A 12468-nucleotide genomic window follows, 5' to 3' on the forward strand; every position below is an offset into this window, starting at 1 on the left:
GAGAACACGGAAATGGGCATCAGTAGCCAGCCCGAGGAGATGGCCTGGGTTCCCGGCCCCGCGGTGCGCGAGCGCGCGAGGCTGCTCGCAGCGATGAAGAGCTGGGGCTTCGGCGACGATGCCGCCGCCGTCACCGAGCTGGGCCGCCGCGCCGTCGCCGATCCCGAGTGGTTCTGGCGCGAGGCGCTCACCGACCTCGACGTCGAGTTCTCGGTGCCGTTCGACCGGGTTCTCGACGAGTCCGAGGGCAAGGAATTCCCGAGATGGTTCCCGGGCGGCCGGATCAACGTCGCCGAACTGGCGGCCCTCCGGCACGCCCGCGGTGACCTCGCCGGCAAGACCGCGGTGGTCTACGAGGGCGACGGGGGACAGCGGCGCACGCTGACCTTCGCGGAGCTCGCGGCGGAGGTGAGCCGATTCGCGGCGCACCTCGCGGGCCTGGGAGTGCGCCGCGGCGACCGGGTGGTGCTGTTCATGCCAGTCGTGCCCGAGGCCGCCGTGGCGTTCCTCGCGATCGCGATGATCGGCGCGGTCGCGGTGCCCACGTTCAGCGGATATGCGCCCGACGCCCTGGCCACGCGACTGCAGGATTCGGACGCCGTCCTCCTGGTGACCGCCGACGGCACGACGCGCCGCGACAAGGTCGTCGCGATGAAGGCGACCGCGGACGTCGCACTGGCGCAGGCGCCGACGGTGCGTTCCGTCGTGGTGATCCGGCACCTGGGAGCCGACGTGCCGATGCAGGAAGGCCGCGACGTCTACTACGACGAACTGGCAGCCGATCCGGAGCCGGTGCCGACCGCGGAGACCGAGTCGAACGACCCGCTGGCCATCGTCTACACGTCCGGCACCACGGGCAGGCCGAAGGGAATCGTGCACTCGCACGGCGGTTTCGCGGCCAAGACCGCGGTCGACTTCGCCTACGGCTTCGACGTGCACGCCGACGACGTGGTCTCCTGGATCACCGACCTCGGTTGGCTCGTGGGCCCGATGCTCATGACCGGCCCGCTGCAGCTCGGCGCGACCATCGTGATGATCGAGGGCCTGCCCATCCATCCCACACCGAATCGTATGTGGGAGATCGTGAACCGTAACGGCGTCACCGTGCAGGGCATCGCGCCGACGGCGGCACGCGCACTCAAGGCGGCGGGCGACGGCAGCGCTCCGGCGATGCCGACCCTGAAGACGTTCGTCTCCACCGGCGAGGCCTGGGACGAGCCGACCTGGTTCTGGCTGTTCGACGAGGTCGGCGGGCGAGAGCGCGCGATAGTCAACTACAGCGGCGGCACCGAGGTCGGTGGCGGCATCCTCGTCGGCTACCCGTTCCTTCCCGCCGCACCGGCGGCGTTCACCGGGCCACTGCCCGGCGTCGATGCGGCGGTCCTCGACGAGGACGGCAAGCCCGTCGTCGGCCAGATCGGCGAACTCGCGGTGCTCAACACGTTCCCCGGGATGACGCACGCGTTCTGGCAGGACCGGGACCGCTACCTGGACACCTACTGGAGTCGATGGGACGGGGTCTGGGTGCACGGCGACCTCGCGAGCGTCGATGCTGCCGGCATGTGGCGGATCCACGGCCGCTCGGACGACACGATCAAGCTCTCCGGGCGCCGCGTGGGGCCGGCCGAGATAGAGGCGGCCCTGCTGCGTGACAACCGGATCACGGAGGTCGCGGTGATCGGCGTGCCCGACGAGATGCGCGGTCAGCGTGCGGTGGCGTTCGCGGTTCTGCGCGCCGACGGCGTCGACAACGACGACCTGCAGGCGACAGCGTTGGCGAACGCGGGCAAATCCTTTGCGCCCGAGGTCTATGCGGTGCCGACGTTGCCGAAGACGAAGAACGGAAAGATCATGCGCCGCGCCATCCGGTCGCGGTTCATCGGTGCCCCGATCGGCGACATGTCGTCGCTCGACCCGGCGACGCCGCTCGAGGACATTCCCGTGTACGCGGGCGAAGACTAGGAGTACTGAGATGGCAGATTTCGACAACGAAAGCAACATCGAGATCGTCCGCAAGGCGACTCGCGAGCTGGCACGGAAGTTCGACAACAACTACTGGCTCGACAAGGACAACAAGCACGAATACCCGTGGGATTTCATCAAGGCGTTCGCGGACGGGGGCTGGCTCGGCGCGATGATCCCGGAGGAGTACGGCGGGATCGGACTGGGCCTGCAGGAGGCCGCCGTGATGATGGGCGAGATCGCGTCCTCCGGCGGCGGCATGAGCGGTGGCTCGGCGATCCACTTCTACGTCTTCCCCCCGGCGCCGATCGTCCGGTACGGCTCGGAGGAGATGAAGAAGAAGTATCTCCCCAAGCTGGCCTCGGGTGAGATGCTCACCGCGTTCGGCATCACCGAGCCGACCGCAGGTGTCGACACGTCCCGCATCAAGACGAAGGCGACCAAGGTCGACGGCGGCTGGGTCATCAACGGCCAGAAGGTGTTCATCACCAACGCCCAGAACGCACACCGCATCCTGCTACTGGCCCGCACGAGCCCGCGTGACGAAAACAAGCCACTGGCCGGGATGACGATCTTCTTCGCCGAACTCGACCCCAAGCACGTCACGATCCGCGAGATCGACAAGCTCGGTCGTGCGGCCATCGACACCAACGAACTGTTCATCGACAACCTGTTCGTGGCCGACGAGGACGTGGTCGGCGAGGTCGGCAAGGGCTTCTACTACATCATCGACGGACTCAACCCCGAACGTATCGTCGTCGCGATGGAGGGCATCGGCCTCGGCCGCGCGGCCCTCGAGATCGGCACCGAGTACGCCAAGAACCGGGTGGTGTTCGATCGCCCGATCGGCCAGAACCAGGCCGTCGCTCACCCGCTCGCGGACTCGTGGATCCGTCTCGAGGCCGCCGAGCGGATGGCGATGCACGCCGCGAAACTGTTCGACGACAAGCAGGAGTGCGGGCACGAGGCCGCGGCAGCGAAGTACCTCGGCGCCGAGGCCGGCTTCGAAGCGTGCGACCGGGTGTTCTCGACGCTGGGCGGCTACGCGTACGCCAAGGAGTACCACATCGAGCGGCTGTGGCGGGAGGTGCGCCTCCTGCGCAACGCGCCGTTCTCGCAGGAGATGGTGCGCAACTACGTCTCGCAGCAGGTGCTCGGCCTGCCGCGGTCGTACTGAGCCCCACCGACGAAGGAGTGTGACGATGACCGGTCCGCTGGCTGGAGTCCGGGCACTGGTGCTCGCGGGAATGGGCCCGGTGCCGTACGTCTCGATGCTGCTCGCCGACATGGGAGCCGACGTGGTGCGGGTGGTGCGGCCACCGAACCGGTCGGCCCGCGCCCTCAGCCAGACGGACGGTCTGACCGAGGAAGTCGACGTGGTCAACCGGGGCGTCGACGCGGTGGCCGTCGACCTCAAGGACCCGGCCGGACGCGAGAGTGTGCTGCGCCTGGCCGAAGCCGCGGACATCTTCATCGAGGGATACCGGCCCGGCGTGACCGAACGCCTCGGGCTCGGCCCGGACGAGGTGATGGCACGCAACGAGCGCCTCGTCTACGTGCGGCTGACCGGCTACGGACAGACGGGGCCCCGTTCGCGGGACGCCGGACACGACATCAACTACGTCGCGCAGTCCGGCGCGTTGCACGCCATGGCACGGTCCGACAGTGCGCCGCGCCCGCCGATCAACCTCCTCGGTGACTACGCGGCAGGCGGAGCCATGGGCGCGTACGGCATTGCGTGCGCCCTGGTCTCCGCCGCCCGCACGGGGCGGGGGCAGGTGATCGACGCGGCGATGGTCGACGGTGTCGCGGCCCTGACCGCCAAGTTGCAGGGCCTGCGCGCCGCGGGCCTCTACTCGGACGATCCGGGGACGAACTTCCTCGACTCCGGAGCACCGTTCTACGACACCTACCGGTGCGCGGAAGGCGGCTACATCGCTGTCGGCGCGCTCGAACCCGACTTCTACCGCGAGTTCACCTCGCGGCTCGGCGTCGATACCGCCGACTGGCCCGACCAGAACGATCGCGCAGCGTGGCCGCATCTGCGCAAGCTCATCGGCGACGCGGTCGAGCGCCGCACCCGCGACGAATGGGAGAAGGTGTTCGCGGGTACCGATGCCTGCGTCACCCCGGTGCTCACGTTCGACGAGGCCGCCGTGGATCCCCACAACACCCAGCGCGGCGTGTACCGGACCGTCGGCGGTGTCCTGCATCCGATGCCCGCGCCGCGTTTCAGCGGCACACCCGCTCGCGAACCCGAGATCCCGCGGGCGGGCACCGTCGCGACCACGGACGTCGCGTCGCGGTGGGGTCTCGGCGACTGACCGAACCGCCGGCGCACCGATCGACCCGAGAATTTCCAGGAAGGAAGCACAGTGACCAGCTACGAGGACTTCAAGTCCGTGAAGGTAGACCGCCCGGAAGAAGGCATTCTCCGCATCGTGCTGGACGGGCCGAACCTCAACGCGGTGGGCCCGGACGCGCACCGCGAGCTGGCCGACATCTGGCCGGTGATCGGTCTCGACCAGTCGGTTCGCGCCGTGGTCATTCGCGGCGCCGGTGAGCGTGCGTTCTCGGCAGGAGGCAGCTTCGATCTCGTCGAGGCCATGATCGGCGACTACTCGTCGCGGACCCGGGTGATGCGTGAGGCACGCGACCTGGTGCGCAACATCATCGAGGTCCCGCAGCCGATCATTTCTGCGATCAACGGACCGGCTGCCGGTGCCGGCCTGGTGGCCGCTCTGCTGGCCGACATCTCCGTCGCGGGCCGCCGCACCAAGATCGTCGACGGCCACGTCCGGCTGGGTGTCGCAGCCGGCGACCACGCAGCCATCTGCTGGCCGCTGCTGACGAGCATGGCGAAGGCCAAGTACCACCTGCTCACCAACGAGGTGCTCACCGGCGAGGAGGCGGAGCGGATCGGCATGGTCTCGCTGTGCGTCGACGACGACCAGGTGCAGGACCGGGCGATGGAGATCGCGCGGAAGCTGGCCGCCGGCTCTCGGGCCGGCATCCAGGGCACCAAGATGGCCCTCAACGGCTGGTACCGGCAGGCGATGCCGATCTTCGACGCGTCGCTGGGGCTGGAGTTCTACGGCTTCGGCGGTCCCGACGTGGTCGAGGGTGTGTCCTCGCACCGCGAGAAGCGGGAGCCGAAGTTCTCGTGACCGGAACCGAACAGGAAACCCAGGGGCCGCTCGCCGGCATCACCGTCGTCGGGCTGGAGCAGGCGATCTCGGCGCCGCTCTGCACGCGTCACCTCGCGGACCTCGGGGCCCGCGTGATCAAGGTGGAGGCCCCGGGCTTCGGCGACTCGACGCGCGCGTACGACTCCGTGGTCGGCGGGATGTCCGCGCACTTCACGTGGCTGAACCACGGCAAGGAGTCGGCGGCGCTGGACCTCAAGTCCGCAGCCGACATGGGGACCTTCCGGAACATCCTCGCCACCGCCGACGTCGTGGTCAGCAACCTCGCGCCCGGCGCGCTCGACCGGCTGGGGATCGGTACCCGGGACCTCTCGCGTGACTTCCCGCGACTGATCGTGGTCGACATCTCCGGCTATGGGAAGGGTGGTCCCCTCGACCACAAGCGGGCGTACGACCTGCTCATCCAGGCGGAGGGCGGATCCTGCAGCATCACCGGCGCACCGGGACATCCGGCCAAGCCGGGCATCCCGGTGGCCGACGTCGGCACGGCGCTGTACGCGTACTCCGCGGTGCTGGCCGCGCTCTACGACCGGGAACGGACCGGGCGGGGAGCCGTCATCCCGATCGCCATGCTCGACACCGTCGCCGAGATGATGGGGTTCGCCCTCAATCAGGTCATCCACGCCGGCACCGAGCCGGTGCCGGTCGGCATGGGCTCACCGATGATCGCGCCCTACGGCGCGTACCCCACCTCCGACGGGCAGACCGCGGTGCTCGGGACGACCAACGACCGCGAGTGGCGACGTCTCGCCGAGATGATCGGCCGACCGGAGCTCGCCGACGAACCGCGATACGCGCACAACGACAATCGCGTCGAGGCGCGGGACGAACTGGACGCGGTCGTGGGGGCGTGGTGCGCGGAGCACACGCTGGCGGAGATCCAGAAGACGGCGGACGCCGCGGGGATCGGCAACGCCCGGCTCAACACCGTGCGCGACCTGGCCGAGCACCCGCAGCTTGTCGAGCGCGGACGGTGGCGCGAAGTGGGTACCCCGTCCGGCCCGGTGCCGGCGCTGCTGCCGCCCGCGGTGGCCGACGGCTGGCCGGTGCGCAGCGGCGCGGTGCCCGCTCTCGGCGCGCACACCGACGCCATCCGGGCCGAATTCGAGTAGGAAGAGGGATCGCACCATGGCTGTTCCCCATTCGGCACGGCACTGGAGCGCGGTCGAGTCGCTCGCGCCCGGCGACGCTGCGGATCTGCAGAACCGTCGGCTGCGCGAGCAACTCGACTACCTCGCCGCCCGCAGCGATTTCTACCAGGCGAAGTTCGCCGAGCATTCCGTCGACGTCACCCGGGTGCGGACGGTGGAGGACCTCGCGGGCCTGCCGTTCACCGAGAAGCAGGAACTGCGGGACAGCCTGGCGGCCACGCCGCCGCTGGGCAACCACGTCGCGGCCGAGGCCGCCGACATCGTGCAGATCCAGGCGTCGTCGGGCACCACCGGCAGCCCGTCCTACGTTGGGTTGACGCGCCGCGACATCGACGTCTGGTCCGAGCTCGGGGCGCGGGCCCTGTACGCCAACGGTTTTCGACCCGGCGACCGGTTGCTGCACGGGTTCGGAATGAGTAAGGGCTTCGTCGGCGGGATCCCCGTCGTGCAGATGGCGCAGTACATGGGCATCGTCGACATTCCGATCGGCGCGGAGGCGGGCGCGGAGCGGCTCCTGCGTGTGCAGGCGGATCAGCGGCCGAGTGCCCTGATCGGCACGCCGAACTTCTTGGCGTATCTGGCCGAGCAGGCACCGGCGATCCTCGGCCTGCGGGCCCGGGATCTGGGTGTGCGCGCCATCAGTGTGGGCGGCGAGCCCGGTGGCGGGCTGCCCGCCGTACGCGGCAAGCTCGAATCGTTGTGGGGCGCCACGTCGCGGGAGATGCTCGGCGGCACCGACATCGCCTGCATCTACTGGGGCGAGTGCGAGGCCGGTGACGGAATGCACTTCCTCTCCCCGGACTTGATGGTGGCCGAGCTGATCGATCCGGAGACCGACGAGATCGTCGAGCCCGTGGCCGGCGCGCGGGGCGGGTTGGTGTACACGGCGCTCCGCAGGCAGGCGTCGCCTCTGCTGCGGTTCCGCACCCGCGACCACGTGGTGGTCACCGGCACCGACTGCGCATGTGGCCGTACCGGGTACAAGGTGCGGTGCGTCGGCCGGACCGACGACATGCTGATCGTGCGCGGCATCAACCTCTTTCCTTCCGCGGTCAAGCAATTGGTCTCGGAGCTGGCGCCGGCCACCACTGGCGAGATGCGGATCCGCGTCGACTTCGAGGGGCATTCGACGCAGAAGCCGCTCATGCTGGTCGTGGAGTATTCCGACGGGCTCGGTACCGAGCAGCAGGACGACCTGCGGTCGTCGATCGAGCAGCGGGTCCGGTCGGGCTCTGGGCGTCAAGGCGGTGGTCGAGCTCGTGCCCGACGGCACCCTCGCGCGACCGGACCACGTCAAGGTGAATCTCATCGAACGCGTGTCGTGACGGAGGTCGCGGCGCCGCGCGTCAGTGCACCGCCGCGAACATCAGGCTCTCCTCGTCGGCTTCCTCCGGCGAGAACTCGGCTGCGATGCTGCCCGCGCGTGCGACCAGCACCCGATCGGACAGCGACTGGATCTCGGGCAGGTAGGACGAGATGACCACCACCGCGACTCCGTCGTCGGCGAGAGCGCGAATCATCGCGTGAATTTCCGGAATCGTGCCCAGATCCACACCGCGGGTGGGCTCGTCGATTATCGCGACCAGTGGCTTGCGGGTCAGCCCCTTGGCGAGTACGACCTTCTGCTGGTTTCCGCCGCTCAACTCCTCGAGGGTGGCCTTTTCGGGCGCGAGGGTGCGGACCTCGAACTGGTGGACGAACCGCTGCGCCACCGTCTTCCGGACGCGGGGGCGGAACAGGAACGGCAGGCGGAGCGCGCTGCACAGGTGGCCGAGATAGATGTTGTCCGCGATTGTCAGATGGCTGAAGAAGCCGGCGGCTTTGCGATCTTCGGTGATGTAGACGATGCCGGCTCGCCGCGCGTGCCGCGGTGTTCGGAAGCGGACCGGTTTTCCGTTGAGTTGCACCGTGCCACCGCGGAGGCGACGACGCTTCGTGATGCCGCTGATGATCATGGCGACCTCGCTGCGCCCCGCACCGACCAGCCCGTAGAGGCCGACGATCTCACCCGCATAGGCGGAGAACGCCATGTTGCGCACAGCGGGCAGTAGTGTCAGGTCCTCGACCTGCAGCGTCGGCGTCGGTTCCGGTGTGCGGCCCGGCGGCACGCGTCCCATCTCGACGGTGCGGCCCACCATCATCTTGACCACCCGGTCGTGGGTGAACTCCGGTTTCGTCAGGGTCCCCTGGACTACGCCGTCACGCAGGACGGTGATGCGATCGGCCTGCTCGAATGCCTCGTCGAGAATGTGGGTGATGAAGATGACGCCGATCCCGCGCCGCGCGAGACTCTGCATCGACATGAACAACTGCAGCCGTTCCTCGGGTGTCACCGATGCGGTCGGTTCGTCGAGGATCACCAGGTTCGCATTTCGATGGACCGCGCGGGCAATCTCCACCATCTGCTTTTGGCCTACCCCGAGTGAACCGGCTGCCACGTCGGGTCGGATGTGGAAGTTGTGCGATTCGAGTAGTTCTCGGGCAATGACGTTGAGGTGCCCGAGGTTGTTGAACACTTTCTCGTCACCCATGAACAGATTCTGGGCGACCGTCATCGACTCGACTAGCGACCCTTCCTGGTAGACCATCGCCACACCGGCTTCCACCGATTCGCGCGGTGTCGCGAACGTTCGTGCCCGCCCGGAGATCTCCAGAGTGCCGGTGTCGTGCGCCACCGCGCCCGAGATGATCTTCACCATCGTCGACTTCCCGGCACCGTTCTCGCCCAGTACGGCGTGGACCTCGCCCGGGCGGACATCGAAGTCGACTCCGGCGAGCGCGTGGGTTCCCTTGTAGCTCTTGCCGACGTTCGTCAACCGGATCACCGGTGCGGCGGATGAGCCACTCGCTACCTCTGACATCGTTGCCATCCTCATCTCTTGTGGGCTTGTAGTTTCAGCAGATTTCCGTGCCCGCGCGCCGCGGCGATCACTTGTCCGTTCCGGACGGCGACACCGGTGACGCCGTGACGGCTGCTGTCGACGCGGGCATGAGCGCTCTCGACGACCCGACCCGTGCGGTCCATGCGAAACACCAGCCCGCAGGAGCGGGCAGGCGCCCAGCTCTTCACGACCCCGAGCACCCGCAGCTGTCCCATCTGCATCGTCTCGGTGAAGGGATCCTCACTGTGCAGGCGCGGGACGAACCATTCGTCGCGGCTGATCGTGCCGATCATCTCGGCGAGCACCTCGGGTTCGTCGAGCAGCATCTCGGTGACCCGGTTGCGTACATACGGCGCGGCGAACCAGTAGCCGTCGTCGGCGACGCTCACCCGACCGGGGTAGATCGGGAGGTTCGCCGTCACGATGCGCCCCCGGTCGCCGAGCGCCGCGAGTTCGCGCAGTTCGACACTGTGCTCCAGACTGATGGACACGAGCACGTCGCGGTCGGAGGCCATGCCGATCCCCGACGGCCATGCCAAGCCTTCGGCAACTACCCGCGCCCGGTCTCCGTCCACCTGCACGATCTGTCCGGACCTGTCGCCGGTGACCAGGGCACGTGCCCACTCCGCGGACTGCCCGGCGGTCGAGCCGACGGCCACGAGCAGGGCGCCGTCGGGAGTCCCCGTCAGCGCGGTCACGCACGAGGTGACCGACCGGTCCGTGCAGATCTCCGCGACCGCACCGGACGGTGAGATCGCACAGAGCCCGCGACCCTCGACCGCGGCGACGACCGCGTCGCCGACGGCCGCGAGGGCCGCAACCCTGCCGGAGAACTCTGCGCGGAGGCCGACCTCACCGTCGTGGCAGTCGAACACGACGTTGCCACTGCTGAAAGCCGCAGCGCCGGACGGGGTGATCACCACGTCGTCGGGCTCGTACCGCCCGGGAGGCAAGAGTTCCGTTGCCTCGTCCAGCCGGAGATTGGGGCGCAGCCCGGTGTCCATCGGCGGCACGGTGCGGTGCCTGCCCCGATTCGGGTTGATCCATTCTCTGAGGGTGCTCAGGGTCGAACTCATCGGGTTACCTCCTCGGGAGTGCGCGTGCGAGCGGTCCCCGGCACTGCCGAGGGATCGATGGTGCCGACTTCACTCGGGTCGAGTTCCAGCCGGCCGATACGGTTGTTGCTGACGCCGCACAGGTAGAGCGCACCGTCGCGTTCCTTCGCCGCGGTGACCATCGGATAGTTCTCCATCGATTCGTCCCAGAGCACCGACAGGATCTCGCCGCGGTCGCTGAACTTGATCACGCACGAGACGTTGAGCTGCGGCACCACCCAGTTGTCCACGGACACCTCGCGGGTCATCCGGCGGCGGACCGCGGGGTACTTCCCGAGAAGATCGGACATCTGGGTGCGCATCGCGCACAACGGCATCCAGTAGTTTCCGTCCGACGACCGGTTGATGTTGTCCGGGTAGCCGGGCAGGTTCTCAAGTACCGGTTCGAGTTGTCCCGTCTTCGGTCCGGAGATCCAGAGCCGATCGACGCGACACAGGCCGGTACTCGCGATGAGGATCGATTCGCCGTCGTGGGCGGTGCAGATGCCGTTGGGGAAGACGTAGTTGGACACGACCACCTCGGTCTTCCCGTCGGGAGTGACGCGGATGACCCGGCCGTTCGGCCGGAACTCGACGAGCTCGAGCAGGAAGTCGGCCGTGTTTGTCCGCGTGGAGAAGTCGGACGCGTAGATCGAGCCATCCGGAGCGACGTCGAGATCATCGATGGCGCGCAGGCCCGAATCATCGATCAGCGACAGGGGACTGCGCGTGACCTTGTTGGCGACGAGCTCGGGTTCACCGTCGTTCCCGATGCGGTAGATACCCATGCCGCCCACAGCGACGACGAGGCGCCCTTCCGCATCCCAGACGTGTCCGCACGGGAATCCGCCGGTGCGGGAGAAGATCTCGCCCTCGGTGTCGTCGATGCCGCGGAACCGCCACACCCAGCCGCGCTGGTCACCGCAGTACACGTTGCCGTCCGAGTCGACCGCGCAGTCCTCTGCTCCCCGGATCTTGCCGAGGCCGACCGGCGGCGCGTCGGTGAGCCGCCGGTTCAGCGACCAGACGGTGCCCGGTTCGTTGACGTCGACGAGCGGGCCGAGGGACAGGCGGGCCGGGTCGATCTTCAGCTTCTCGACCGCCCGCTGCCGGTACTTCCCCCACTGCAGATCGAGGATCGTGAACACCAGCAGCACGGCCGCGAGAATAACCGTGTAGTAGGACCCCTGGGCGCCCTCGGCGACAGTGGCCTGCTGGATGATGGCAACCACGACGACGCCGACCGTCGCACGGAGTACCGAACCACGCCCGCCCTTCAGGCTCACCCCACCGAGGACGACCGCGGTCAGCACGATGATCTCCCAACCCCTTCCGATGTTGGGATCGGTACGACCGAGTCGTGCCGACGTCAGGATCGCAGCGGTGCCGGCCAACGCGCCGGACAGGACATACGTCCAGAAGGTCACGGCGGTAACCGGAATGCCGTTACGACGCGCCGAGCGCCGGTCGGATCCGGTCGCCGTCACCCACCAGCCCCAACGTGAGCGCGTCAGTGCCAGGTGCGCGACGATCAGTGCAACCGCGAAGAGGAACCACTCGGTGGGTATCCCGATGATCGTGCCGTTGCTGAAGAAGTCCCATACGAGCGACTGCTTGCCGATGCCGATCTTGGTGCTGTAGGCGTTCTGCAGTGCAGATGCCGCCCCGCCGAACGCGATGAGTGTGACGAGGGTGGTGATGAACGGACGCATCCGCCGATAGGCGATGAGGTACCCGTTGACCGACCCGAGTAACGCCCCGAGCACGATCGCCGCCGGGACGACGACCGCGGTCGGCCACATCCAGACCCGGTCGGCGACCATGGCGCCGAGCGCGCAGACGCCCACCATCGATCCGATCGACAGGTCGATGCCGCCGCCGACGAGGACGAGCGTCAGGCCGAGTGCGAGCAGGCCGTACTCGGACAACTCGTTGAGGATGAGCGGCGCGTTGGCGGCGCCGACGTTCGTCGTTGCCAGGACATACGCGCACAGCGCGAGTGCCAGCGCGAGTGGGACGGCGCCCTCCATCCACCGCTTCTCGAACAGGTCGGAGATCGTGCGGAACCGCGCGATGCGATCGGACCGCCGGCCCCCGGTCAGGGGGAAGGCATCGATGCCGCGGCGAAGCGGACCGAAGCCGCTGCGGCGCAAAGTAGTCGTCGTTGTCATCA

The 12468-nt window shown here is 68.3% G+C and carries 8 protein-coding genes; 5 read left to right on the forward strand and 3 right to left on the reverse strand.

What is annotated here, in order from left to right; all coding sequences use genetic code 11:
* Window positions 1-12 precede the first annotated feature (12 nt).
* The 5 genes from OYT95_RS22600 to OYT95_RS22620 are packed head-to-tail and all read left to right on the forward strand — an operon-like array spanning window position 13 to window position 6280.
* Window positions 13-1962, forward strand: a complete 1950-nt coding sequence (locus OYT95_RS22600; RefSeq protein WP_268789134.1) for an AMP-binding protein — start codon at window positions 13-15, stop codon at window positions 1960-1962.
* A gap of 10 nt (window positions 1963-1972) precedes the next feature.
* Window positions 1973-3139: an acyl-CoA dehydrogenase family protein gene (locus OYT95_RS22605; protein ID WP_268789135.1), complete on the forward strand. Its 1167-nt coding sequence runs from the start codon at window positions 1973-1975 to the stop codon at window positions 3137-3139.
* A 25-nt stretch (window positions 3140-3164) separates the two neighbouring features.
* Complete coding sequence (locus OYT95_RS22610; protein ID WP_268789136.1) at window positions 3165-4286, forward strand: CaiB/BaiF CoA transferase family protein; 1122 nt, start codon at window positions 3165-3167, stop codon at window positions 4284-4286.
* A 51-nt stretch (window positions 4287-4337) separates the two neighbouring features.
* Complete coding sequence (locus tag OYT95_RS22615; protein WP_268789137.1) at window positions 4338-5129, forward strand: enoyl-CoA hydratase/isomerase family protein; 792 nt, start codon at window positions 4338-4340, stop codon at window positions 5127-5129.
* Entirely contained in the window at window positions 5126-6280 is a 1155-nt protein-coding gene (locus OYT95_RS22620) for a CaiB/BaiF CoA transferase family protein (protein ID WP_268789138.1), read from the forward strand. The genes OYT95_RS22615 and OYT95_RS22620 overlap by 4 nt, the downstream gene beginning before the upstream one ends.
* A gap of 1385 nt (window positions 6281-7665) precedes the next feature.
* Here OYT95_RS22620 and OYT95_RS22625 read toward each other — a convergent pair.
* The 3 genes from OYT95_RS22625 to OYT95_RS22635 are packed head-to-tail and all read right to left on the reverse strand — an operon-like array spanning window position 7666 to window position 12466.
* Entirely contained in the window at window positions 7666-9180 is a 1515-nt protein-coding gene (locus OYT95_RS22625) for a sugar ABC transporter ATP-binding protein (protein ID WP_268789139.1), read from the reverse strand.
* Between the two features lie 11 nt (window positions 9181-9191).
* Entirely contained in the window at window positions 9192-10277 is a 1086-nt protein-coding gene (locus OYT95_RS22630) for a hypothetical protein (protein WP_268789140.1), read from the reverse strand.
* The gene (locus OYT95_RS22635) at window positions 10274-12466 is read right to left on the reverse strand and encodes an ABC transporter permease (protein ID WP_268789141.1); all 2193 of its coding nucleotides are present in this window, start codon (window positions 12464-12466) and stop codon (window positions 10274-10276) included. The genes OYT95_RS22630 and OYT95_RS22635 overlap by 4 nt, the downstream gene beginning before the upstream one ends.
* Window positions 12467-12468 lie beyond the last annotated feature (2 nt).

This window comes from Rhodococcus sp. JS3073, assembly GCF_026810085.1.
Classification (GTDB): Bacteria; Actinomycetota; Actinomycetes; order Mycobacteriales; family Mycobacteriaceae; genus Rhodococcus_F; species Rhodococcus_F wratislaviensis.

Bases quoted from the DNA above. Each gene is read 5' to 3' on its own strand.
- OYT95_RS22600 (WP_268789134.1), top strand. From the start codon at position 13: ATGGGCATCAGTAGCCAGCCCGAGGAGATGGCCTGGGTTCCCGGCCCC.
- OYT95_RS22605 (WP_268789135.1), top strand. From the start codon at position 1,973: ATGGCAGATTTCGACAACGAAAGCAACATCGAGATCGTCCGCAAGGCG.
- OYT95_RS22610 (WP_268789136.1), top strand. From the start codon at position 3,165: ATGACCGGTCCGCTGGCTGGAGTCCGGGCACTGGTGCTCGCGGGAATG.
- OYT95_RS22625 (WP_268789139.1), bottom strand. From the start codon at position 9,180: ATGTCAGAGGTAGCGAGTGGCTCATCCGCCGCACCGGTGATCCGGTTG.
- OYT95_RS22630 (WP_268789140.1), bottom strand. From the start codon at position 10,277: ATGAGTTCGACCCTGAGCACCCTCAGAGAATGGATCAACCCGAATCGG.
- OYT95_RS22635 (WP_268789141.1), bottom strand. From the start codon at position 12,466: ATGACAACGACGACTACTTTGCGCCGCAGCGGCTTCGGTCCGCTTCGC.